Raw genomic sequence first — 26,094 nt, forward strand, 5'->3', positions numbered from 1 at the left:
ACATCGGCAGCGCGGGTTCCAGGATGGAAGGCGGGAAAGTATGCTTTTGGTTCAGAAGAAAGATCGCCTTTAGTTACCAGCTGGGCGGTCGCGATTGACATACTTGTGCTCAAGTAGCCGAATAGGCGGTAGCACAAATATCGTGTGTCTTTCTCTTTCTGGATCAAATCAAGCGCGAGAAGGGCGTTTGGTGAATGCCTTGGCAGCAAGAGGCGATGAAAGACGTGATACTCTGCGATAAGCCATGGGGAGCTGAGAATAAGCTTTGATCCATGGATCTCTGAATGGGGCAACCCACCTGAAAGTTCGTTGTAAATTGCTCCGCAATATTACAACGGATTTAAACAGGTACTTAAGACCTGAATACATAGGGTTTTAAGAGCAAACCCGGGGAACTGAAACATCTAAGTACCCGGAGGAAAGGAAATCAATTGATACTCCCCTAGTAGCGGCGAGCGAACGGGGACCAGCCGAGCCAGATAAGTGACTAGAACACGTTGGGAAGCGTGGCCATAGCGGGTGACAGCCCCGTATAGGAAGCTTTGATGGACGTATTAAGTAGGGCGGAACACGTGAAATTCTGTCTGAAGATCGGAGGACCACCTTCGAAGGCTAAGTACTCCTTGCTGACCGATAGCGAACCAGTACCGTGAGGGAAAGGTGAAAAGCACCCCGACGAGGGGAGTGAAACAGTACCTGAAACCGAACGCCTACAATCAGTCGGAGGATCCTCGAGATCTGACGGCGTACCTTTTGTATAATGGGTCATCGACTTGGTCTCACGAGCAAGCTTAAGCCGTTAGGTGTAGGCGTAGCGAAAGCGAGTCTTAATAGGGCGCATGAGTTCGTGGGATCAGACCCGAAACCGAGTGATCTAGGCATGGCCAGGTTGAAGGTAAGGTAACACTTACTGGAGGACCGAACCCACATCCGTTGAAAAGGATCGGGATGAGCTGTGCCTAGGGGTGAAAGGCCAATCAAACTCGGAGATAGCTGGTTCTCTGCGAAATCTATTTAGGTAGAGCGTCATCCGAATACCCCGGGGGGTAGAGCACTGGATGGGTAATGGGGCCCCACAGGCTTACTGATCCTAACCAAACTCCGAATACCCGGGAGTACTAGATGGCAGACACACTGCGGATGCTAACGTCCGTAGTGGAGAGGGAAACAACCCTGACCTACGACTAAGGCCCCCAATTCATGGCTAAGTGGGAAAGCAGGTGGGACGACCAAAACAACCAGGAGGTTGGCTTAGAAGCAGCCATCCTTTAAAGATAGCGTAACAGCTCACTGGTCTAAATAAGTTGTCCTGCGGCGAAGATGTAACGGGGCTCAAGCCATGAGCCGAAGTCTAGGGATGCGTAAGCATCGGTAGCAGAGCGTAGTGTGACATAGAACTCATCCGTATTTGCATCCACCTGGATGTAATGACGGATCGAGTTCTTTCGATGAAGCCGGGGCGTGAGCCATCCGGTGGAGAGATCACTAGTGAGAATGATGACATGAGTAGCGACAAAGAGTGTGAGAGACACTCTCGCCGAAAGTCCAAGGGTTCCTGCTTAAAGCTAATCTGAGCAGGGTAAGCCGGCCCCTAAGCCGAGGCCGAAAGGCGTAGGCGATGGGAACTAGGTTAATATTCCTAGGCCAGGAGGATGTGACGGATCACAGGTGTAGTTCAATCTTATCGGATTGATTGGGCTGCTGAGTGGTTCCTGGAAATAGCCCTCCATCAGACCGTACCCTAAACCGACACAGGTGGACTGGTAGAGCATACCAAGGCGCTTGAGAGAACGATGTTGAAGGAACTCGGCAAAATACCTCCGTAAGTTCGCGAGAAGGAGGCCCGGTTCCTAGGCAACTAGGGGCTGGGGGCACAAACCAGGGGGTGGCGACTGTTTATTAAAAACACAGGGCTCTGCGAAGTCGCAAGACGACGTATAGGGTCTGACGCCTGCCCGGTGCCTGAAGGTTAAAAGGAGAGGTGAGAGCCTTGAATTGAAGCCCAGGTAAACGGCGGCCGTAACTATAACGGTCCTAAGGTAGCGAAATTCCTTGTCGGGTAAGTTCCGACCTGCACGAATGGCGTAACGACTTCCCCGCTGTCTCCAACATCGACTCAGCGAAATTGAATTGCCTGTCAAGATGCAGGCTTCCCGCGGTTAGACGGAAAGACCCCGTGCACCTTTACTACAGCTTCGCACTGGCATCAGGATTGTGATGTGCAGGATAGGTGGTAGGCTTTGAAGCGGAAACGCAAGTATCCGTGGAGCCTCCCTTGAGATACCACCCTTCGCACTCTTGATGTCTAACCGCGGTCCGTTATCCGGACCCGGGACCCTGCGTGGCGGGTAGTTTGACTGGGGCGGTCGCCTCCTAAAGCGTAACGGAGGCGCGCGAAGGTTGGCTCAGAGCGGTCGGAAATCGCTCGTTGAGTGCAATGGCAGAAGCCAGCCTGACTGCGAGACTGACAAGTCGAGCAGAGTCGAAAGACGGCCATAGTGATCCGGTGGTCCCGAGTGGAAGGGCCATCGCTCAACGGATAAAAGGTACGCCGGGGATAACAGGCTGATACTGCCCAAGAGTCCATATCGACGGCAGTGTTTGGCACCTCGATGTCGGCTCATCTCATCCTGGGGCTGGAGCAGGTCCCAAGGGTACGGCTGTTCGCCGTTTAAAGAGGTACGTGAGCTGGGTTTAGAACGTCGTGAGACAGTTCGGTCCCTATCTGCCGTGGGTGTAGGAGACTTGAGAGGAGTTGCCCCTAGTACGAGAGGACCGGGGTGAACGATCCACTGGTGGACCAGTTGTCGTGCCAACGGCAGTGCTGGGTAGCTATGATCGGACAGGATAACCGCTGAAGGCATCTAAGCGGGAAGCCCCCCTCAAAACAAGGTCTCCCTGAGGGCCGTGGAAGACCACCACGTCAATAGGCCGGAGATGTAAGCGCAGTAATGCGTTCAGTTGACCGGTACTAATCGCCCGATAGGCTTGATTTGATCCAGTAACAGAAAGACAAATCAAACCAAAAGCATACACCGACCTTGACAATGGATGACGTCGTAGCGCCAAGCCGCGATGTTGATTGAAAACACAACCGAGTGGCAACGCACATACGCTAACTGCCACCTCGTCGCTTTCTTGCACAGCAAGAAAGTCAACATGGGCTTTTCCTCGGTTTGGTGGTCATAGCGCAAGTGAAACACCCGGTCCCATCCCGAACCCGGAAGTTAAGCACTGCCGCGCCAATGGTACTTGGGCTTAAGCCCCGGGAGAGTAGGTCACCGCCAAACCTAGTAAAAGCCCACAGTCTCTCTAATACGATCAGAAGAACACTACACGGCCTCAAGTAGCGTAAGCGGTAGGCCAACAAATGGTCTCAAGTAGCCGAATAGGCGGTAGACCAACGCAAAGTGTCGCGGGATGGAGCAGCCCGGTAGCTCGTCAGGCTCATAACCTGAAGGTCGCAGGTTCAAATCCTGCTCCCGCAACCAGCGTCAGAAAATCCAAACAGCCCGATCAGACTACAAACAGTCAAGCGAACTGTTTTTGTAGCAAAAATACCTCGTCAGGCACATATGGGACTTTGCTACGGCAACGCCTAGGATAGCTTGGCTATTCTGACCGCATACTGCGATCGCCCTGTGATCTACAGTCTCTCAATTGGACTACATGCAACGGCTACGCTCAAAAGCTTCGATTCTGTTGTGGTTTTGTCATGATCGTGAACTGTACCGCGCGGGTTGAACGGGTCGGTGCCCTTGGTCGAACAGCGCTATTTCGTGCTATTTCAATAGCTTCACGCGGGCCAGTAAAAAATTCTAATCCTTGAAGAAATGGCCTTGTACTTCCGTTGCTTGCGCGGATATACCCGTCGGCGGAGACGTGGCCGAGTGGTCGAAGGCGCTCCCCTGCTAAGGGAGTAGGCGGGAAACCGTCTCGAGGGTTCGAATCCCTTCGTCTCCGCCATTTATATATTTCAGTGAATTGGCATGGCGTATTTAACCTGCCGTATTCTTATAAATAATGGGTACTTATTATCTCATAGTATCATCTTGAGTTTTACTCAGTTGTCCTTAGTATCTTTCATTGAGTGGTATATTTTGTGGTATTTTCATGGCTGCGCTCAGCGGGAAGCTGACAAAGAAGCTGGTAGAGAATCTTGGCCCGGGTCGGCATGGCGACGGTTCTGGTCTGTATCTTGTTGTTGATCCCTCTGGTGCGCGGCGCTGGATCGTGCGCGTGACGGTCAAAGGACAGAAAAACCGCAAGGGCGCTCCTCTGCGCACGGATTTCGGGTTAGGTGGCGCTGATGTCGTCACACTAAACCAGGCTCGAGAAAGAGCCCTCGAATATCGACGCATGGCAAAGTCCGGGCTGAACCCTCGGTTCAATGCCCAGCGCGAAATCCCGACCTTCGAAGAGCTCAGCCGACAAGTCCACATCGACCGCCTGCCGACATGGAAGAATGCCAAGCACGGGCAGCAGTGGCTCAACACTTTGCGCGACTATGCGTTCCCAAAGATCGGGCGCATGCCAGTCGACAGCATTGATCAGCCCGAAGTGTTGATGTGCCTGTCCCCTATCTGGACCGATAAACATGAAACCGCAAAGCGGCTGTCGCAGCGGATCAAGACGGTGCTCGATGTGGCAAAGTCCAAAGGCTTCCGATCGGGCGAGAACCCGGTGACCGCTATCCGCGAAGGCAAAGTGCTGCCCACCGTCAAAGCCAAGGTCCAACACCACGACGCGATGCCGTGGCAGGAGGTCCCCGCGTTCTATGCCGAGTTGCAGACCCGCTCAGCTATGGCCGCCAAGGCGCTGCAGTTCACCATTCTGACTGCCTGCCGGACCTCAGAGGTCCTGGAGATGAAATGGCCCGAGGTCGATGTCGATGCGCGCCTGTGGACCATACCCGCAGAGCGCATGAAAGGCGGGCAGGTCCATCGGGTCCCAATCACCACCGAAATGCTGGGGATTCTGGAGCCGCTGCGTGCGCTGGCCTCCGACTATGTGTTCGAGGGGCAAAAGCGACATCAGCCCCTGTCGAACATGTCCATGCTGATGCTGCTCCGCCGGATGCGGCAGGATGGAGTCACCGTGCATGGCTTCCGCAGTTCGTTTCGGGATTGGGCGGCGGAGGCTGCAAACGCGCCGCGCGAACTGGCGGAGGCGGCTTTAGCTCATCAGGTTGGGTCCGATGTAGAGCGGGCTTATGCGCGGTCGGATTTATTGGAAAGAAGACGAGATTTGATAAAACAGTGGGTCACGTTCGTGAGAAGGGGGAAAAACTGTGATTAGTGAGCTTGGTTTTTTGCCTGTGGGTCGAGCGCTTTCCGATTGGAGAAAGGTAATTGACCCAAAATTCGAAACCGAAGCCGCTTCAGAGTTGCTCGCTGACGATCACTTGGGGCCTTTGGCAAGGAGCGAGTTCGAAAAGCATAAGGCGATTGATGGGCCAAAGCTCTTCTTTAAGGATGTTCTTGAATTCGTTGAGTTTCAAGAAAAGGCGAACGCAAGGAGTTTCAGTGAGAAACTGTTTTTGGATCAGCTTGAGCAGCAAACTCTCTACCTTTTTGACGGCGACAAAACAATGGTCGCCTCACCGGAAATACTTGATTGGATTGACGAAGGAAGCTTTTCCGAAGAGTTTTGGTGTCCCGAATTGAATGAAATCGACATTCATACGGTTCATTCGTCTACTGTTAGAAAATACCTTTCCTTGCCGGTGTTTGATGGCAAGCTGTTCTGTTTCATAGATCCTTATACTTGGACTGTTGATACGCGAGGAATTGAAGCGATTAGAGAGCGCGTCTCACAAGTTATAGATCCACTGATGCTCCAAGCATGGTTGGATAAATCTGAAATTGAGGGTGATACTGACAATAAAGAGGATGGCTATTACTGGACTGCTTTTGAGAAGATTCAGCATATGGTCAAAATCGGAGAAATTGACGATTACGAAGATCACACCCTAACCCAGGCCTCGGTCACTCAAATTGGGTATTTTTTGGAATACAAGTTGCCTTTGCTAAAGAACATGCAGCTTTCCGCCGTCACAACGAGTTCGGGAGCGGGGCTTTGTGTGAAAGAGGCTAAGTGGACAGATGCGATCGAAAGCGTGAAATCAAAGACGTATGCCGAGCTCAAAGGGCGGTGGTACGACGAGGAAAAAAAAGCCACGTCTGGACCAACAAACACGGTTGCTGAAGAAAAAAGGATTGTGACGGAAGTAAAATTCTTCCTTTCAAACAACGAATGGACCGGTACAAACTCTGAACTAAGAAAGACGCTTGGTTCAAACTTGGGTTCGCGGGCTTGGAGACGTGTGATTGACGAGGTTCGGAAAGACTTCCCTGAAGTTTCGGTTCCGGGTAGACGGGCTCGGAAATCATGACGCCGTATCGAAACGCCAATTATTCGTGACGGCTATTTCAATAAAGCAATACCAATATATTCGAAGCCATCGCAACTGATCCAAGAGGATTTCAACGATGGCAAACGTCTTCAATGACGACCGGGTCTATTTCCCAGAAGACCCTGAAATGCAATTGCTGGGAAACCGTGAAAAGCTGGCTCAATGGCGCCATCGCATGTGTGGTCCGGCGTTTATCCGCATCGGTCGGCGGATCGCCTATCACGGCGCCGATCTGAACGCTTGGCTGGCGGCCCGGCGCACCGATCCCAACAACGAGGCTGCATAATGAAAAACCCCAACTCCAAGCGCGGAGATGGGGCTTTTCCAGTGACATCAACTGCCACCCTAGCAAGTCCAGTTGATGCCACAGGATGCCCTGTGCCGACAAGACAAAACGAGCGCCGGTACTACTGGTCGCCCCTGAGCCACTCGGTGGAACGGGTGATCATTCGGAAAGGACGGATTGAGCATGGTTGATATGTCCTTCTCCAAGTCAATCAGTACCAGTCACGACAGGGGGCCAGACACTGGTCCTCTTACCCGAACCGATCATCGGGAAACCGCCGAGAACTACAGCGGTGAGTTGTTTCGCCGTGGTGTCTACCGCGTCTCTGTCTGCCGGGATGGCATCCAATGGCTGTTTCAGCGCCAGAGGCCTCATTTTCCGGCCGGGGGAGCGGCCTGGGACACGCTCGGGTACTGTGTTTCCAAATCCGGCCTAACCCGGCTCGTCCGGGCGCATATCGGCTGCGACGTTCCGGAGTTGGATGCCCTTCCCGAGCGTTTCCAGCGGAGGTGTCGCGATGAGTAGACGGCGGTCTCCCAGGGGCAAACGGTCGGATGAGGGGCAATACATCCCTCTGCCCTACGCAATGATCAAATCTCCGGCGTGGCGGGCTTTGTCGGGACCTGCAGTGAAGCTCTGGCTGGAGCTTCACACCCGCTTCAACGGCAGCAACAACGGCAAGCTGTTCCTGTCGATGAACGAAGCGGCAGAGATACTGGGATTGGGCAAGGCCACTGTTCAGCGCGCCTTCGACGATCTGCGGGACAAAGGCTTCCTAGTGCTTGAGCAGGAAGGCAACTGGTACCACCGCCGAGCCCACGAATGGCGGCTGACAACCAAGACGACGCAAACCCGGTCCGGCAAGAAGTCGGCTACCAACGACTGGCGGCTCTGGCAGCCCGAAAAAACAAAACGCGGTTCTGAGACGGACCCGTCAGCATCCTCTGTGGTTCCGTTTGAGAACCCAAAGACCTCCCATGGTTCCAAATCAGAACCCGTCAGGCCGGTTTCTCGTCGGTCCTTCGGTTCTGAAACGGAACACTAATAATTACCACTCCCTGTTATGCGAGGCAAACATGAGCAAGAAACAGAAAGACAGTGGCAACGATCTGCAGACAAAGAACTCCGAGCTTACCGAAGCGGAGACCAATGCGATTGCGGATTTGAAGGAACGGAAGAAGTCATGCGTTCGGGCGCCGGACATACAGTTGGACTTCGAGGAGGAAACGCGAAGGCTCACAGTCGGTCACAAAGAGAAAGACCCAAACGCAGCCTGTGCTTTGGCAATGCATGAGCTAGGCACAGCAGACTACCGGTTCTTCGAAGGCGTCATGGATCAAGTCGCAACCCTCGGGCAACAGGACAGCTCGGTTTCTTAGACCGCATCGAACTTCGTAATGTCGGTTGTTGCTGGGGTTAAGCCACAAGACGAGATCGAAGCCATGCTTGCGATCCAGATGGGTGCGATCCATCAGGCCACGATGATGATGGCGCGCAGGCTCAATCACGTAAAGTCTCTGCCGCAGCAAGATTCGGCGGAACGGGCGCTCTACAAACTCGCGCGGACCTTCACGAGCCAGGTTGAAACCCTGAAACGATATCGATCCAAGGCAGATCAAACCGTCCGCGTCGAGCGCGTCGAGGTCAATGAAGGTGGGCAGGCAATCGTTGGCAATGTTCAAAACGGGGGGCGGTCGGATGACAAAAAGTGACGACAACCTCAAGGACCCCACCAAACGGCTCAATGATGCGCCCAGATGCACCGCCAAAGCGAAGTCCACTGGCAGGCGGTGCCACGCACCTGCCGTTCGAGGTTGGACCGTATGCCGCGTTCACGGCGCACGCGGTGGGCACGCTGCTGGACCAAGGCATCCGTCTTGGAAGCACGGAGACAGATCACGAAAGGCCGAAGAAGTGCGCAAGATCGTCAATGACCTGATCCGCGCCGACAAAGAACTGCAGAAATTGATCGGCTGACCAGGCACTGCCTCGCAAGCAAGGTTAAAGCAGTCATTCGACAGAGCTGTTTCGATGGCCGCTTCGAGCCCAAAGTGGACAAAGTTCGGTGCTCCGTCTGTTGCTTCGACCTAAGCTCTTGAAAAACTATCTGTCGATAGGCCAATCTTAACTGTAAGGCAAATCCGACCTGCCATTCACGGAGCCCGGAATGCGGCTGATCAGAGTATGTTTGACTTCGGTTGCGCTGATGGCAGTGGCCATAGTCGGGTTAAGGTGGACCTTTCCACTTCCTGAAGAAAATTTTTCTCAGCCAACGTTTAAGCAAGATGCCGATTGGGACGGACCATTAGGCGCAACTATTAGAAATGCACTTGAGCGTAACCCCGGGCTTGACGGTGTAAGGCCTTTGGGCAATGGACGCGCAGCTTTTGCGGCCCGGGCGATCCTTGCGAGAGAAGCAACATCCTCAATCGATGCTCAGTACTACATCTGGCAAGATGACGTTACCGGCCTGATGCTTCTTGAAGAACTTAGGGCAGCAGCAGAGCGCGGCGTGCGCGTCAGATTGCTGGTCGACGATAACGGTATCTCCGGATTGGATGATTTGCTTGCCGAACTGGACGCCTTGCAACATGCAAATGTACGCATCTTCAATCCGTTCACTTTGAGGAACCCAAAACTTCTGTCCTATGCATTTGACTTTGGTCGCCTGAACCGGCGGATGCACAACAAGTCAATGACTGTGGACGGGGTCGCCACGATAGTTGGGGGACGCAACATTGGTGACATCTATTTCGACTACGGTGCGGGAACGCACTACCTGGATGTAGACGCGATAGCGATCGGCCCGATTGTGGATGAGGTGTCGCAATCCTTCGACGCATACTGGAATAGTGCCTCCGCTTACGACGCTGGGCTCTTTTTGGATCCTCCGTCAGAAAAAAGTCTGAAAGCAAAGGCAGACGCCGCGCGCCAGACTGCGGTTGGCGCAGGCTATCAAAGGGCAATTCAGGATAACGAACTGGCCGACCGGATAGCAGCACATGATCTGAAGTTCGAGTGGAGCGAAGTCACTCTTTTTGTCGACGACCCGTCAAAAGGTTTGGGCGAAGTCGAAAGTGAAGACCTGATTGTTGAACAACTGATCGAGTTCGCCAAAACCTCTCAATCCTCATTGGACTTGGTCTCTGCGTATTTCATTCCGGGGGAACGAGGGGCGGAGGTTCTGGAAGGGTTGGCAAAGTCCGGAGTGAAGGTCCGCGTCTTAACCAACTCACTGGATGCCACGGATGTGATGCCCGTTCACGCGGCCTATATGCGATACAGGGAAGACTTGCTGAACAGCGGTGTAGAGTTGCTAGAGCTTCGAGCTTTGCGGCGTGAACATCGCGAGCGCAGCCTGCCAGAGATGCTGGCTGGATCGGCATCTGGTCTACACGCAAAAGTCTTTGGATCGGATGGAGAACGAATCTTTATAGGCTCTTACAACCTCGACCCCAGATCGGCGCGGCTAAACACAGAGATGGGCCTTATGATCGCAAGCCCAACGATTGCTGCGTCGCTTGCGGAGCAATTGAACAGGCCTGAGTTTTCTTACCGCGTCGAACTCAACGAAAGCGGCGAGATGATCTGGCTGCAAGAAGAGCAGGATGGGACAGTCACCATTCATACCGCAGACCCGGAAACCACCGGTTTACAGCGTGCCCTGACGGCCGTTGTCAGATGGCTGCCGGTCGAATGGATGCTCTAGTCACCAAACGACCGACAATCTGTTGACCCGCAGCCAGAGACGCCAGTGCGTGATCTGACCTACAGGGAACTCACAATGGCTCTGGCGTAGGCTTCCATGTCGATACTGGCACCTCCGGTTGCGTACCAAACGACGACGGCGTCTTTTCCTGGCGAGACATAAATTCCTTGGCCATTCATCCCACTTTTGTAGAAATCGCCATCGGCAAAAACGGCATCCCATTGGTACGCGTTTGCCATCGGCTGTTCACGGAATGCTTCGGAAAGGTGCGGACCAAGCGTTCCTTTCATGTAGTTTTCGGCGACGCCCGCTGTTTGGATCGTGTCGATCATCTTTTCAGATACAATGCGTTCTGACGCTGTCTTGTCCCAGCTTGGCGTGTAGAGAAGACCAATCTTTGCCATGTCGATCAATCGGCAGCTGATCAGACCGTTTATGATGCCGTTTCCTTGAGGTGACAGCACAAGGTTGGCGTCGCCAGTCATTCCCGCTTTGCTCCAGACCCGCTTGACCGTCACAACAAAGAAACCCAAACAAACACTGATTAAGACCTGTGCGCAGCAGGCCATCAAGAGACTCCAACAAGAAAGAATGACGCTATTCACCCACAATTCAGGCGATGGTACACCGTTTTGCACCGGCAGGATAATTCCCAGCTTTATATAGTGAGTAGAAAGCAGGAATATGAGCTAACAGCAAGTCGCTTGGGAAATGTCGGCTCAAAGCTATTCGGCGGGAAGAAACGTCAGATCACACATGTTCGTAAAATAGGCGTCATAGTTTGCCACACATCCTCTTGCTGACAGTGAAGGACCAAGATAGGGTAGCGAGCTACGGTCGGCTTAGTTTCTTGGTTTCGCCCTTTCCCATTTACTTGTCTTTTCTTATTGTTACATGATGGCACATGATCAGCCTAATACAGGCGCCAGTTCCTCGGAAACAACTGCGGCAATTTTTTTGTTTTTGATTTCCGTGGTGCTTTTTGTGCTTCGCGGGTATTCCCCTTGGGGATGGCCTAGCCTGGACATGGCTTACTACTACGTTGAAGTTCAAACGCCTGGATTTATTAATGGTGACTTTGTCACTGGTTGCTTCAGTTCCGACAATGGGCGTGCTCTTTTTGGACGCTTGACGGATTGGCCCATTCGGCTGGGATTGGAATGGGATCAATCGCTATATCTCTGGATGTACCTCAACAGTGCTTTGTTACCGTTAACCTTGTTCCTGGGCCTTGGAAGTATTTTGCCCCGCGATCTTCCAGCGTTGCGTCCGATTTTGTTCGTATTTGTTCTGGCTGCGATCGCCGAACCCGAAAAAATTCAAAGGTTTTCTGTGGCTTGGTGGCAAGGTTGGGGATACTATTTCCACCCGTCTTTGCTGAGTTTGAGCGCATTCTTCGGCGGGCTGTTTCTTACTAGCTTAAAGTTGCGACGCTTCATTATTCTGGGGTACCTGTGCATTTTTTTATCTGCTCTATTGCATCCCGCCTTCGCAATCGGAGCCAGCATATTTGTGATGATCATTTCAATCGCCAAGCGCGGCGGTTGGGCACTTGGGGGCAAGACCGTTGCTACCGTGCTTGCTGGTGCTATCTTTCTGAAACTCAATTCGGCCTCTGGAGCCCTCTCGGCGCAAGAGTACGTTCAGTATTTCGTCAATTTACATCCAGAGCACTACCTGCCAACGCGCTTTTTCCCACTCGGCCCAGATTATTGGTACGATCCAGTATGGTTCCTCATGGTCTGGTTTCTCGTGGCAAGCACTGTGCTGTTCTTAAGCAGTCGACGGTACCTGTCTATCTTACCGCTTGGGTTTAGTTTGTACTATGGTGGCTCACTTTTAGCGCAGTATGCTCTAGTGGAACTCTATCCCGTATCAACAACGATCATCCTGCTGTCGCCGTCACGTTTTCTAGCGTTCGGCTATTGGATGTTTGTTGTATCGGTAAGCCTGATGATTTCTGTGGTTCTGGCAGACTGCATCGCGTTGAGCCGCCCGTCGTCACAAGAAGAACCCGCGCCGTCAAAGCGCGTACTCTATCTGCAACTTGGTTTGATCGTTTTAACGGCAGTTGTGTTTCATGAAGTAATGCGTGGATTTGACGAAATTGTCGCCTTGATCGTTTTCATTCTACTAATCGGGTTGGCCATAAAATTTTTGGCAAGACCCTTGCTGGTGCGTGTGTCTCAGCCGGTTCTACCTATCTCAGCCGGTTCAATCTTTTTAGTCGGCGTGGTATTGCTTTCCGTTGGGGCGCCTTGGGCACTTCGTCATCAAAAAAAAGACACAGCTTTTCTAAGTCAACATGATCGAGCTGTCATCGATTGGATTGCCGAGAATACAAAACCGGGAGACGAGATTGCAGCGCCTGTAAAGTTGAGCATCGTGATTCCGTTGATCAGTGGGCGCGGAACATATAGCGGCAATGGTTTCCCTTTCGCTGACATGTGTCTTCGGGAAAATTTTGTCCGGTATGTGAATTTGAGGGGTGATCCGAGCGGGTCCGAAGGGCGCAGCGCATCCGCCTCATACTATGCGGCGCTGGAACTAAGCCAATTTGAGACATTTGTGCCATTGCCCGACTGGGTTATCATGTTAGCGTCAGACGCCGTGGCAAATGGTTCGATAGCAGAGGCAAAGCCGACCTATAATGCGGGCGGCTGGGTCGTCTTCAAAAACAATGGAAGTCGCTAGCTACCAACAACGGCATTAACAAGTTGTTTGCCAGCGGTTGCAAAGAGCCGTTGCCGGCGCAGCCAGACGGATAGCTCGAGCTTAGAAAACATCACATTTCCATGTCCCTCCGGCGATCCTGATCCCTGCTGGTCGAGCGGGTCTTGGACCAGGTATGCCCGGAACAGGGATATAGGATTATCTCAGGATTTCTGATACCATTGATTGCCTTGTCGTTTGGCAGCTTTAGTCCGAGTGTTAGGGCAGGTTTTTGACGGTCAACATCCTCAGCGCTCTCGTGCTTGCCCTGGATGTTTTCGCGCTGGATTGGGTGTTACTGCTGCATCGGCGCCTCTTAGCGTTGTCGCCATACTGGATAACGCGGTCTTATCGCAAACAAGGCTTCGTTATGCATTTGCAGGACGCCTGCTTCGTTCGGAACACCAACCTCAGCCTTGACAAAACGCCCATATGGCGTATCGCCTTTGCGCGAGAGGGGGTTCTCTTCCAGATCCAAACCAGACTGCATGTTTAGGACGTCGATGACTTTTATGTTCTCCCAAGCTGTTCCTTTGGTGCCATCCACATAATCGCCAACGGTTTTCTGAACGTCGATCTTACCCTCATCTTCCAATTGGCCGATAAGCAGGCTCGAGAGGATCTTTGCATTGGACATCCAGACGTGGTTGTCCGTCCGGCGCATTCCTGGGTAGGCCTCGTAAGCGATTTCGCCGTTGTGAAGAACCATAACGCCCTGCACTGTGGAATCATCGGCATTGATCATCTCGTCGAGCGAGACGGCATTGCCGTCAGCGCCTGGGACGCTCTTCGCGCCTATGGCATCGTTAAGGTTTGTCGCAAGCATCGCGACGGCCCCGTCGCGGCGAAAGACCGAACTCGGTAGGAACTCGGCGAGGTTCATGTATGAAAACGCCCCGGCTTCGGTGATGTCGAGAAACTTCTGCAAATTCCATTCAGAACTCAGGTCGTAGGCTTGCTCGGCCGTGTAACCATTCCGTAGGTCACGGATGGAAAAGTCTTCTCGCGGCGTAGCGTATGGGTCATCTTCAGCATGTGCAGGAGATGTTCCAAGGCTTTGCATAATCAAACCTCCAATAAGCGCAAAAACTAAAAAATTGGACTTTGAAAGTAACGAAGTGTTTGGCATGGCAGTATCGCTCCAAATGAGTTGCAACTGAAGTATGGCCGCGGCCAGCGTGTTGAAATCGGGTTTTCGAAGAACTGAACAACGTAATTTTTCTCGTCAAAGCATAGTCCGTTTTATAGGGAATTCGAGAATTACTGCCGCTCTCACTTACCTGGTGAAATATCCACTTTGTTCGCATTGCAGTCATTCTGTGAATTTCGGCGAATGTCTGCCACTAGACCACAGCGGGCCGCGAAAGTGGCTTTCAAATTTATGTCGCTCAGTCGGTGTATTGAGACTGACGGCTTAGGTTGACACATCGCAGACCAACCTGCTCTGATCGAAGCAATTTATTAATGTCCGCAATCCTATTCGGAGGCATCAATGAGTTTCTCTAAGTCTCTAACCATATTCGCTTTCGCGCTCATGCCGCTTCACGGCGCTGCGCAGTCTCCTTCTTTGCAAGACGCCTTCGACCGTTTTCCTGAGTTTCCCGGCACGACTGTCTACGTCGGTGGAGAAGTTCTTACCATGAATCCGGACGCCCCGTTGGCTGAGGCCGTGGCAGTTAGAAACGGTCGAATTGTCGACGTCGGAACCCTAGAGGGTATCGAGGGTCGGCTGCCCGAAGGTAGCTATGCAATTGACCGCAGTTTTGAAGACAAAGTCATTGTGCCTGGGTTCATTGAACAGCATTTACACCCGCTTCTGGGCGCGCTTGCCATGATGTCGGATGCCATAATTTCCATCGAGGACTGGCAATCGCCGGCCGGATTTGCGCCTCTTGCCAATAGCGAGGAGGAGTTTCGCCAACGCCTGTCCGAGGTCATCAATACATATGATCCTAGCAGCGGGCGGCCGTTGATGGTCTGGGGGTATCACGCGTTGTGGCACGGGGACATGAGCCGTGCGATTTTGGACGAACTGGCCCCCGACATTCCGCTGGCTGTATGGCAGCGCTCTACCCACGAGATGTACTTCAACTCGGCGGCCATCAAACAACTGGATATCACCGAAGAATACATTGCGAGCTGGTCGAGCGAGTTGGCCCGGTCTCAAGCCAATCTTGAAAAAGGCCTCTTCCTTGAAGCTGCATTCTGGGAGCATGTGTTCTTTGAGAAGTTTGCTCCGGTCTATGCGTCTATCGACAGGGTCATGGAAGCGCTGGAGTTCACAGAGGACTATTACCACCGCAGCGGGATCACGACACTTGCAGAGCCAGCTGGCCCTGTGGATCAGAACGCCCAAGCGCTCGTAGCAGAAGCGTTCGGACCAGACGACACACCTTTCAACTTTTACTTTATTCCGGACGGTCGAACGCTTGGTGGTTTGTTTCTGAACACAGAGGGCCCCGAAAAAGTACTGTCCGAAACCGAAGCAATGCTGGCGTGGAGCGAAGGTCGAACCCAGTTCCTACCGAAGCAGGTCAAGCTGCTTTTGGATGGAGCGATCTTCAGTGAATTAATGATCATGCGCGATGGCTACCTGGACGGGCATGAAGGTGAATGGATTATGACGCCCGATTTCTTCAAGCAGGTGTTCGACCTTTATTGGGACGCAGGCTTTCAGGTCCATGTTCACAATCTGGGAGACGGCGGTCTGGACATTCTTCTGGATGCCCTCGAAGCTGCCATGCAGCGCAATCCGAGATATGACCATCGCACCGTCGTCGTACACTTTGGCTACGCTCAACCTGATCAGATCGCACGCATTAAACGTCTTGGCGCGATTGTCAGCGGCAATTCCGTTTATACGCCGACGCTCGCAGATCGCTATGCCGCAGGCAGCGTCGGTAGCGAGCGCACAGAGCGCATGGTGCCTTTAGGCGATGCCGTCCGAGCAGGTATCCCCTTCTCGATGCACTCGGACATGCCGATGGCTCCTGCGGAGCCGTTGAAATACATGTGGGCTGCTGTCAATCGGATAGCCACGAGCGGTCGCGTCGTTGGTCCGGACCAGCGCATCAGTGCCGAAGACGCTTTGGAAGGTATCACCATCGGCGCAGCCTATTCTCTGCAATTGGAGGATGAGATCGGTTCCATCGAGCCCGGCAAACTAGCCAACTTCACAATCCTCGAGGAAAATCCGCTAACTGTGGATCCTTTGACGCTGGCCGATATCAAAGTGTGGGGCACTGTGCTTGAAGGCCGTCTACAGCCCGCTCCTCTTGCAGCGGGAGAAGACAATGACGAAGCCGATGCAAGCCAGCGCATCAATAATCCGGAACGTGTACTGATGGCGTCACTACGCCACGCACGCAGTAAGGCCCACTACCACGATCACTCGCAAACGACGCAGTCTACCGTCTATGATCCACTCGGAATTTCGGCCTATGGTTCTCGTTGATTGTCGCTAGAACAAGTCGGATGATTGTCCCAGCTCGCTTCGAAAGGCGCAGTGCCTATTCTGACATTTTGCGCAGACGCAGAACCGTCACACCCGCTGCGTTGCTGAGCGCCAGGTTTGTTCCGTTTGTCACGTAGCCCACTGCCGCGGACAAGGCTTTTATCGTATCTTGCTCAAGCTTTTCCCGATCCTCAGGGCACGCCATCTTCGTTCCTGCGAAGTTGCCTGGCATGCTGAACTCACCGTTCGCTGCGTCGAGTATTCCTGTAAACCGGTTACACCCACCGTACAGGCCAAACTGGCCATCTTGATCTATTGTCAAGGAGGGAGGGTTCTCAGCAATGAGCATACGCCCTGCGATCTCGTAAATTTCCCAAGCGGTATCGTAGATCGATTTGTCTGCGTCGTTGCCCCCGGCTCTCCTTGGCATCATCTCTAAAACGAGTTCAGCAGAATCTGGTGCGCCACGGGTGAGTACAGATGTCGCTGTCGTTGAACGAAATATCACGTGATCGTCAGAAATGATCCTGGCAGCCACTGTGTAGGTATGGCGCTCATCGATGAGATCTGTGTCGTAGGCAATTTCCACCGTTCTGGGGACACTCGCGAGTTTGAACCTCTGGGAAGACAGTCGAACCGAAGGTGCATCTGCAAGCGAAGTGTCAAGAAGTTCGACTTCCAAAACGGCGTCAGGCGGAAGCGCGATCCGTTCCAGGTAGGTCACAGTGGTCTTCACATGCATTGTCTCGGCGACTCCAGACGAAGCGATGGAGAGTAGGACAGCTGAAAGTACCGCAATTAGAACGTGGTTAAGCATTGAGAGAGTGTCTCCAAAAATGTTCAGAAACCAAAAGACTACGCTGATCCAAGAAGCGCAAGAATAGACTCTCGGACATGTCTCTTTGTGCCCGCTTTGTCCGCATTGCGGTCGTTCGCTGCACCAGGCATGAATGACTGCTCTGCGGACAAACCCGGCTTTGGATTTTTCCTTTTCGCTGGCGCAGCATCGTGTTTCACATGCGGCGGGCTTCTTGTTATCTTGCAGTATTGGTCACAGAAGCGGTCAATACTTGCTGGGTCCGAACTGTAGATCGAAACCGCGCTTCTGGGTCAAATCGGATAGGTCTTAGATGCATAGGCTGCAATACCATCGCCCGGATTGATGCAGCCTTTACACTCTATGCCGCTGCATCGGCACTAGGCGACCGTGAGCCGTTACTGTGAATTTGGTTGTCTTGCTGCGCGTTCCCGTAGCATCGTTTTTTTTGTGTGTGTACCTGACTTTTCCAACTTAGTAATTTTTGTTTGAGTATCGCGCCTAAACAAAATCAAAACTATCAACCCCACCAATCCAGAATTCGGATTCTTCAACCTGATCAAATTCGATGCCCGTGATACGCACATCTTCACGTCCAAACCCCGATATCTCAACCTTGTCAAATGCCAAGTCCGTTAGTTCAAGCATTCCGTTGTCGTAGCTGAAGGTGTCTTTCGCCGCGCGCTCGCCATCATTGAAGAACACAAGCTGCACATCGCCTTCCTGCTCAGCAAAATCTAGCAAGAGCCGAGTTGAGATCTGGTCCTCGTCGACTAGGCTGAGCTTTAGACTCTCTTTGCGGTCGATATCTAAACGGTCCTTGAAAGCGAAACCATCGGCGCGCGAAGAAACACCGAGCCCACCATAGATCGCACTCACTACATCATGCCCTGGACCGCCAGATGAAATTTTAATGTCAGCTTCATTTAGGCCAATCTGACGGGAAAACCACCCGAGAGCTTCGGTGTCGGTCTGGATGGTGCCATCAGCCTCGGTTACCGTGACTTCGGCTATTGTACGTCCAAAATGGCCCTTCTTGATAAAATCGATATCGACCTTTTCGGTTTTTCCCGGATGATCTTCGCCGGTAATTGTGACTGTGACTTCACCTCTGACTGTGTCGACGCCATCGCTTACAAAATAGCCGAACGTATCGGTTGCCGTCTCTCCCTCGCGCAGATCATCAAATGCGCCGTTGGGGCTATATTTGAAAGTACCGTCGCCGTTGTCGATCACGATGCCTTGGGTGCCCTCAATGTCGAGGCCGGCAAATGACAAAACATCGCCATCGCCGTCTGTGTCATTTGCCAACACGTTTCCGGTTGCAAATGGCTGGGTTTCAGCTGTCGAGAAGAAATCGTTGGTTGCTTCGGGCAGTGTATTTCCAAGGTAGCGGATATATGTTCCGTCAACTCCTTGTTCTGCCACGATGCTTTCAAGCCGATAGTTTCCTTCCCAAGTGATGGTGATGTCGCCCTCGCCATCCTGATTCAGATCAACATTGATAATCGCTGAACCAGGGTTGCGCGCCATATCGTCTGTATTGAAGAACTCGTTTTGGACGAACATGACGTCTGTTGGTGTCATGCCGCCTAGGATTTGCGTCCCGTCGAAATCATCTGCTAGGCCCCAAACTAGGTTATCCCCAGAGGTCAGTTCAACTAACGTGTCGGGATCGGTCAGAAGGAAAGTGCTACCTGAAGCTTGACTCGACAACACATCCCCCGCCCCTTCTGAGGCGCTCGCTATGATGGCGGGAGTGCTTCCCGCATGTCGTCCATCTTCGACGATTGTGTAACTTTCATCAAAATTAGATAGCCAATCCCCCACGTCGTGCGCGGTAGAGAAGGCCAATACAGTGCCACTTTCAGCGACCGTAAGAACAGTTTGTCCGAATTCGATGAGAAGATCTGCGGTAAACTCAACTGTAGAAAGGATGCTATTCCCGAAGGCCACGAAGACGTCCAGCACTAGTTCGCCTTGCTCAACTAGCTGCTGTTGCTGGAATTCACCGAGCCTACGAAGGGAATTAAGAACAAATAGGTTCGAACCAGCACCTAGTAGGAACAAGCGCAGTGCGGCATCGTCGCCAAGAAGGATATTTGACAAGAAATCCCCGTGAGTTTGCCGAATAGTCTCTAATCCTTCTCGAGTGTTCGAAGATAGTAGAAATTCGACTGCCAACTCTCTCAAATCACTCGGCGACAACAAAGATGACAATGTTGATAGAGGGTTAAGAAGATCAGACCATGTAGGATCGAGTAGGTCTCCCGCCACTTCCAACAACTCATAGGCATCATCGTAGACGGACGCTAAGTAAAATGAAGACGCCAACAACCAAACGTTTTCGCGATAATCGGAATCCTGGCCGTAGTTTTCTGTAGGAGAATAGAATGGGCTATTGAAGTCCGAGAACTCGATTTGATTGCCAAGTGCTTGTTGATCGCGATTTGAGTAAATCCCGGGAATTTCTTGGTACAGATCAATCTGTGACCAGTGGTTTGTATGCGAATCTAAAATTGGAATAAGAGCGCTATTGTCGTAATAGACAAGTTCACCAAAAATAAACGCTTCGCCCACAACTGAAACGATATCGCTGGCATTCACATAGTGAATTACTCTTTCCGGCATTGAAGCCAGATTTGCTACCGAACTTGCGATACCAGGGGAGTTAAATGTCGCCAAGTTTTGCACGGTTACACCGTTGATCCCGGCGTAGACACTCGTGAGTTGTGCTTGTGCCCCGCCTTGGCTGTGCCCCGTAACACTAAACCCGGCGTTACTTTCAATCCACTCATGCAATCGTATTTCTGAGTTAGTACCAACCGTATTCAAACCGCTACGAAACTCGTCGAATGCGACGCCGCTTGGATCAAAATTTTGAGCCCAATCTGGGAAGTCTGTGGAGCCCCGGAAAACTAATACAGGGTTGAATCCAGCTTTTTCCAAAACGATTGCTCGAAATGGATGTCCATCTCCACCAAACTCATCGGCGACAGACCACCCCTGCAAAAATCGCTCTAATGCAGTTGCATCAGCACCATCGGGCACAGAAGAATTTACTTCTCCAAGAGGACCTTCTTGATAAGCAGACTGCCGGGCAAAGTACTCCAATTCAAACAAAGACGCATTTTGAAGTATGGGATCAGCCCCATCCAGTTGGTAGACTGCAAGGTCATCGAACCTGAGAATTTCGCTGTTGTCTTGATAATAGAAAGTGAAGCCAGCAGAGGTGGTGCTGACGACAACTTCGTCAAGCGTTTCAGTCAGTGGCTGAGTTACCCCCGAGAAAACATCGGTTTCCACTCCATTGGATACCGTCAGGGTATAGCGACCGTCCGCTTCCATCCGAAAACTGACGTTGATCTCATCAGTGTTTTCAAACTGAAAGGAAGTGCTCTCCCAAACGATCAATTCCTCATCAGTCGGGTCGTTGTACTCGTCAGCCCTGTCGCCGTCGAACCTCAGCAACCGAATGCCGGAATTGGAGATTAGGTAGTCAGAGCGAATAAGCTCGACGCCAATTCCCGAACTTGGGTGCAAACGGCTTCCAGAAGAGTATTCGCCCGCGCTCGAATCTGCGAGCCCCACGAAGTGAAACGGTCTCTCTTCATCGTTGGGCTGAAAAGTGTAGCTGATTTCAAAGCCGCTATCTGCGACGTTCATCGGCAACGCGTGCTTCATATATGGTTGCGTCTTGGTGGCGGTCCTAGGCGAATTACCCTCGGTGTCGAAGTTGACCTCCAACCTGCCGTCAACGACGTTCAACGTTGAGGAGCCAGTATACGCTGGGTCCTCCGGCTGTGCTTCGTTGAGTTCAACCCATCCATTGCCAACAACAGTGTTGTCGGGTCGTTCAAAATCGTCAAAGAATACAAGGGTATTGCCGCTGGCAGTTGGTGAAACGTCAAAGGTGCTCACCGGCAAGTAGAAAGCTTCAGTAACAATATTTGTGAAGGACCAGTTCACATTTCCAACAGAGTGACCTGCGTAGATTTTCACCTGCTCTCCGTCAACAACCATGTCTGACGGCTGATAAACCCCCGGCATCTGGACTGTCTGACCGCTCGTAAAGTTGATGCCGTCCTCGGAATAAGCTGTTCGGAAAACAGTGTTATCAGCGGTCCTGAACAGAGCAATAATGCCATTTCCATACTCTGTCGCAGTTAACAAACGCTCGGCATTGGAATAGTTGGCGTCTACAAGCGAAGTAAAGTTGACGCCGTCAGCTGACGTTGAAATCCCCTCGATTGAGCCGTTTGGACTGACATCTGTCACATACGCAATATACTGCTCGCCAACTCTAACGATCTCGTTCAGGGTATACCCTTCGCCGGGGCCTGTTTCAGCCAACAATGGCGATTGTTGCAAATTCCAGTCAAAGCCATTTTGCGACGTGGCAATTCCGAAACCCCGAGTGCCGTTGTCGGTTATCAGATTTTTGTCCTGACCCCCAAAGTACATCGTCCAGAGGCTGATCTCCTCATCGTAGAACACCCTTACCGGATTGATAGACAGGTTCGTGAATGGGGTTGAACCGAAGTTAGAAATCAGGGCATCGGTGTCAGAGAATTTGACAAAGTCGCCTCCGTTCGAAGTTGCGACCCCTACTGACAGCCTATTGTTGAAAGGAAGGCCTGCGTAGTAGAGGTATTCCGTATCTTCAACGGTTACGGATGTTGGATGGTACACCCGCGTTGCATCAAAGCCGACACCATCAAAGGAAAGTACGGCCTCCGTTACTGACACAACAAATGTTTCGGAAGATGGTGGCTCTGCTAAAGGCGTGCTCGGAATATAATCGTTTTCTACCAGCGACGACAAATCTCGATCACCAATTGAAAGCTGAGATAGCAAAACTCCATTTGGAGGGCTGGCCGTGGCTTCGGCGATTCCGTTCGGAAAACTGTAGTTTCCGTAGGTCACTGCGAAACTCATGTGCAGGTGGGTCGCATACTGAGTTTCAGAGGGACCGGCTACCTCTCCTATCAATGTATCGTTTTCTATTCTCACTGGGCTGCCCGCTGCGTTTAGTTGGTTCACCCAATAGTCAGCCGTAGCTTGCGAGAGATGAGCGTAGGTTACGTAGAAAGGACCTGAAAGGCCGGGCAGTGTGTATTCTACGGTGACATAGTTCGAGAACGTGGCAGGTCCGGTGGTCGGCGCAGTAGGATATGCTGCATCGGTGTAACCTGAATAGGCACCTACAATGCGACCGCTTGCGAAAGGAAATATATCTGTACCGGCCGCTAAACCTAAGTCGATTGCCGCGGCATCCAATCCTGAGGCGTGGCTATCGGATGTGCCGGTTAAAAAACTCCCTTGGGTAACCCTGATATCGCCGGAAACTTCATCGGGGTTCACAAAAAAATTGATGGCTACCATACCCAACCTCAAAACTAGTCAAAACAACACATCACGATAAACGACTCTTTCGAGAATATTGAAATAATCTTGTGCGGTCACGACTTTTGTAAGTTGAATTGCTTTTGATTAAATCATTTCGGCTATTAATTTTTTAGTTGTATGGCCTTAGATGGTTGTCATACGCAACTGCTCTCGACAATAGCACAGGATCACGAACCGATTGACCTTCGATGAGACGTTGATACAACAGAGAACCAGCGATGTGGCAAACTAAGCCAATCCTGCCATGAAAGCCGTTTATGACCTGCAGCATGGGCGAGTGATCAGGTTCGCACCACACTGCCTGCCCCACTGGCGTCATAATTTCGATCGTTGATGACCCTCGCATCTACCGAATTGACACTCCGACAACGTTTCCAATGGCATTGGCAACCAATATCGCGGGATCGTTTGCGACGTGTGCGGAGCACGCTGTAGATTGGGTTTGTGTATGGCCGAGCAATCGACCGACAACCGGAAAACCCAAACTTTACCCCCCCTTCGTTGCTAGCGGCGATGTGGCTAAGATTGTGGAATTGAATATCGGGAAGTTTTGATCCCAATTTCTATAACCTGCCAAATTAATAGTGTATTTAGGGATCGGTACAGATTGACATCCCGAAAGGTTGGTTTGATGACAATCGCTGCATCGCCAGGAAGCACCCGCGCAAGCATACGAAACCACGACTTGGAAAAGCGCTGTATAGGGTCAATAATCAAACAGTCCGGATATCGGGACGAACTCTACGCTGTCTGAATGACCTAGTTTCCCTCTGCCTTGCGGAGGTAGTTTTTCGGCAGCGCAGCAGATTGGCATGCTGTGCGCACACGCAGCAAGTTTTTGACAGGTTCGCTGTGGGCTCGAAGCGGGCATTCGCTGCAACTTGCTTGAACGTCCACTTTGCGGACAAAGCCGCCGATGAGTCAGTTTGTCGGGATGTGTGACAACGGCCCAAAGCCGACTTTGAGCACAGCCGCCGAATTCTGCGTCCGCAGCCCGCTTAGCGGCCCTTCGCTGCGACCGCAAAATCTCAACACAAGCGAACTCACAGAACGCGGACACAGCGGCCACCCGCTTCCTCTTCAACAAGGGCCGTTGGCAGCCCCAAGCGGACATTTAATGAACTACTACACTTCGCAGTCAGGCACAGCTTCAAGGCTGATGCCTTATCTAGACTTAACAATCGCTCTTTTTGGAAATGTGTGTTCGGTTAGCGCATCTGGCCTAGAAGCAATTTTGCGTTTAGCGTGGTGCCCACTGTGGGAGTTCAGTCTTTGGAAAGACGTCTAGCAGCGATACTTGCCGCCGATGTGGTTGGCTATAGCCGTCTTATTCGAAATGACGAGGCCGGCACGCTTGCAAGGGTCAAAGCCCATCGCGAGCAGTTTTTTGAACCAATTGTCGCTTCACGACATGGGCGCATCGTCAAATTGATGGGCGACGGTTTGCTTCTTGAGTTTGCAAGTGCAGTTGAGGCCGTTCGGTGCGCGTTGGACATGCAACACTATGTAGGCGTCGCTAATGCGGACCTGCCGCAAGATTCGCAGGTGCGATACCGGATCGGTCTCAATGTTGGCGACATTGTCGTCGATCAGGATGACATTCACGGCGATGGTGTAAATGTCGCCGCACGCATTGAAAGCCTGGCTGTCCCGGATGGCATTTACATGTCGGCTAGCGTTTTCGAACAGGTTCATACCAAGCTCGATCTCACCATCGAAGATTTGGGGATGCGAGAGGTCAAGAATATCTCCGAACCCGTTCACGTCTACAGCCTTACAATGGATGAAAAGGCAAAAGCCATCGTTTCTCCTATCGTGCCACTTACGAACAAGCCTTCGAAAAATCGCCTGATCACGGTTAGTTGCACCGCAATTGTCCTGGCGTTAGTAGTCGCGGCATGGCTTCAACCTTGGTCCGTGGTGCAATCTCCGGACACGGATGAACAAGCCGCCGCCCTGTCTGGCAAACCCTCCATCGCGGTCATGGCGTTCGACAACCTCAACAACGACCCGAGCCAAGATTACCTCAGCGACGGACTGAGTGAGAACATCTTGACCGCCTTGTCCCGTTTTTCAGACTTCTTCGTAGTCGCCCGAAATTCGACATTTTCATATAAGGACACTCCGGCAGATATACAGAAAGTGTCAGAAGAATTGGGTGTTCGCTACATTGTTGAGGGGAGCGTTCAAATTGCCGGTGAGCGTTTGCGCGTGACGTCTCAACTCATTGATGCGACGACGGGCCAAAATATCTGGGCAGACAGCTATGACCAAGACCTACAGGACATATTTTCAGTACAGGATGAGATAACGCGAACGATAGCTTCGCTTCTCTCCACTAATATCGATCTGGCGGAGTACAGCCGCCTCAAGCATCAGCCTACTGATAGTCTTGGCGCATACGAATTGCGCAAACGCGCGCAGGAGGAGTGGTTTACCTTCACAAAAGAAGGAAACATCAGGGCGGAAGAGCTTAGCGCAAAAGCCATTGCTCTCGATCCGAACTATGCCGGGGCGTATGTCGAAAACGCTTGGGCACATATTAACGGGTATCGTTGGGGGTGGACGAACTCTTTAACGCGCGAGGAATCACTGGAGCGCGCGTTTGAGATGGCGCGGAAAGCCATTGAACTGGAACCCTTCAATTTCAAAGGTCATTGGGTCTTAGCCAATGCAACCACTCAAAGCGGTAACCTTGAGCGGGCTGCTTCGCTTTACGACAAAGCAATTGCTCTGAATCCAAATTCGGCATCCGTTCTGGCAGATTCCATCGACCCTCTCGTCTATGGCGGCAAGGCGCCTGAAGCCGTTGAGCGCATGAAACTGGCGATCCGGCTGAACCCACATCACCAAGACTGGTATCTTTGGAATCTGGGTTGGGCTCAGTACTTCACCGAGGAGTATGAAGATGCAAAGGCTTCCGTTGAACAAATGAACGAAATACCCGACGGCTTGAAACGCACCTACGCGCCAATTCTTTTACGCCTTGGTCTTCCCAGTGATGCGCAGACTATTATCGATGAGTTTCTAGCGGCCAATCCCGAATTCACTATCCAAGAGGCGATGAATGCGCCATTCGAGAGTGAGGCGTATCTCAATCGGTGGGTAGAGGATCTGCAAAAATTGGGTGTGCCTGATACCAAAGAATGAACGATTTTTCGAGTTTGCTTTGCGGATGTCGCTACCAGACTCAGACACCCACAACTATCGCGACAAACTTTAATCCTGCGATTTGCGGCTGTGGCTTTGTAGTGTTTTCAGCCCAAAACGGGCCTTGCTCGTCGGGCTTTGC

At 52.0% G+C, this 26,094-nt stretch carries 14 protein-coding genes, 2 tRNA genes and 2 rRNA genes; 14 read left to right on the top strand and 4 right to left on the bottom strand.

Going from position 1 to position 26,094, the window contains the following annotated elements; all coding sequences use genetic code 11:
• The first annotated feature begins 166 nt into the window (after positions 1–166).
• The 11 genes from ACP15L_RS22230 (at position 167) to ACP15L_RS22280 (ending at position 10,410) form a co-directional block, all read left to right on the top strand.
• Positions 167–2,996 (top strand): 23S ribosomal RNA (locus ACP15L_RS22230).
• 179 nt (positions 2,997–3,175) lie between these two features.
• A 5S ribosomal RNA gene (gene rrf, locus ACP15L_RS22235) occupies positions 3,176–3,290 on the top strand.
• A gap of 124 nt (positions 3,291–3,414) precedes the next feature.
• A tRNA-Met gene (locus ACP15L_RS22240) sits at positions 3,415–3,491 on the top strand.
• 385 nt (positions 3,492–3,876) lie between these two features.
• Positions 3,877–3,966 (top strand) — tRNA-Ser (locus tag ACP15L_RS22245).
• 147 nt (positions 3,967–4,113) lie between these two features.
• Positions 4,114–5,298 (top strand): tyrosine-type recombinase/integrase, encoded by a 1,185-nt coding sequence (locus tag ACP15L_RS22250; protein WP_425085814.1) that lies wholly within the window; start codon positions 4,114–4,116, stop codon positions 5,296–5,298.
• Positions 5,291–6,394: a hypothetical protein gene (locus ACP15L_RS22255; RefSeq protein ID WP_425085815.1), complete on the top strand. Its 1,104-nt coding sequence runs from the start codon at positions 5,291–5,293 to the stop codon at positions 6,392–6,394. Before ACP15L_RS22250 ends, ACP15L_RS22255 begins: the two co-directional genes overlap by 8 nt.
• A 97-nt stretch (positions 6,395–6,491) precedes the next feature.
• Positions 6,492–6,701: a hypothetical protein gene (locus ACP15L_RS22260; RefSeq protein WP_058272409.1), complete on the top strand. Its 210-nt coding sequence runs from the start codon at positions 6,492–6,494 to the stop codon at positions 6,699–6,701.
• A 517-nt stretch (positions 6,702–7,218) separates the two neighbouring features.
• Positions 7,219–7,746, top strand: coding sequence for a helix-turn-helix domain-containing protein (locus tag ACP15L_RS22265; RefSeq protein WP_425085816.1), 528 nt, complete (start codon positions 7,219–7,221; stop codon positions 7,744–7,746).
• Between the two features lie 31 nt (positions 7,747–7,777).
• Positions 7,778–8,080 carry a hypothetical protein gene (locus ACP15L_RS22270; RefSeq protein ID WP_425085817.1) on the top strand — a complete coding sequence of 101 codons (303 nt, stop codon included), beginning with the start codon at positions 7,778–7,780 and terminating at the stop codon, positions 8,078–8,080.
• An 18-nt stretch (positions 8,081–8,098) separates the two neighbouring features.
• Positions 8,099–8,413: a hypothetical protein gene (locus ACP15L_RS22275; protein ID WP_425085818.1), complete on the top strand. Its 315-nt coding sequence runs from the start codon at positions 8,099–8,101 to the stop codon at positions 8,411–8,413.
• Between the two features lie 455 nt (positions 8,414–8,868).
• The gene (locus tag ACP15L_RS22280; RefSeq protein ID WP_425085819.1) at positions 8,869–10,410 is read left to right on the top strand and encodes a phospholipase D family protein; all 1,542 of its coding nucleotides are present in this window, start codon (positions 8,869–8,871) and stop codon (positions 10,408–10,410) included.
• A gap of 59 nt (positions 10,411–10,469) precedes the next feature.
• Here the strand turns inward: ACP15L_RS22280 and ACP15L_RS22285 are convergent, their stop codons facing one another.
• Entirely contained in the window at positions 10,470–10,979 is a 510-nt protein-coding gene (locus tag ACP15L_RS22285; RefSeq protein WP_425085820.1) for a hypothetical protein, read from the bottom strand.
• A gap of 328 nt (positions 10,980–11,307) precedes the next feature.
• Here ACP15L_RS22285 and ACP15L_RS22290 point away from each other — a divergent pair, with 328 nt between their 5' ends.
• Positions 11,308–13,104, top strand: coding sequence for a hypothetical protein (locus ACP15L_RS22290; protein ID WP_425085821.1), 1,797 nt, complete (start codon positions 11,308–11,310; stop codon positions 13,102–13,104).
• 334 nt (positions 13,105–13,438) lie between these two features.
• Here the strand turns inward: ACP15L_RS22290 and ACP15L_RS22295 are convergent, their stop codons facing one another.
• Complete coding sequence (locus ACP15L_RS22295) at positions 13,439–14,251, bottom strand: serine hydrolase (RefSeq protein ID WP_425085822.1); 813 nt, start codon at positions 14,249–14,251, stop codon at positions 13,439–13,441.
• Positions 14,252–14,614: 363 nt separating this feature from the next.
• Between ACP15L_RS22295 and ACP15L_RS22300 the strand changes: the two genes are divergently transcribed.
• Positions 14,615–16,576 carry an amidohydrolase gene (locus ACP15L_RS22300; protein WP_425085823.1) on the top strand — a complete coding sequence of 654 codons (1,962 nt, stop codon included), beginning with the start codon at positions 14,615–14,617 and terminating at the stop codon, positions 16,574–16,576.
• Between the two features lie 55 nt (positions 16,577–16,631).
• Here ACP15L_RS22300 and ACP15L_RS22305 read toward each other — a convergent pair whose 3' ends face one another.
• Positions 16,632–17,318: a YbaY family lipoprotein gene (locus ACP15L_RS22305; protein ID WP_425085824.1), complete on the bottom strand. Its 687-nt coding sequence runs from the start codon at positions 17,316–17,318 to the stop codon at positions 16,632–16,634.
• A gap of 576 nt (positions 17,319–17,894) precedes the next feature.
• Positions 17,895–22,778 (bottom strand): cadherin-like domain-containing protein, encoded by a 4,884-nt coding sequence (locus tag ACP15L_RS22310; protein WP_425085825.1) that lies wholly within the window; start codon positions 22,776–22,778, stop codon positions 17,895–17,897.
• 1,296 nt (positions 22,779–24,074) lie between these two features.
• Here ACP15L_RS22310 and ACP15L_RS22315 point away from each other — a divergent pair.
• A complete protein-coding gene (locus ACP15L_RS22315) occupies positions 24,075–25,952 on the top strand; it encodes an adenylate/guanylate cyclase domain-containing protein (protein ID WP_425083505.1) in 1,878 nt (625 codons plus the stop codon).
• The last annotated feature ends 142 nt before the right edge of the window (positions 25,953–26,094 follow it).

The organism is Ruegeria profundi (assembly GCF_049800715.1).
Taxonomy (GTDB): domain Bacteria; phylum Pseudomonadota; class Alphaproteobacteria; order Rhodobacterales; family Rhodobacteraceae; genus Ruegeria; species Ruegeria profundi_A.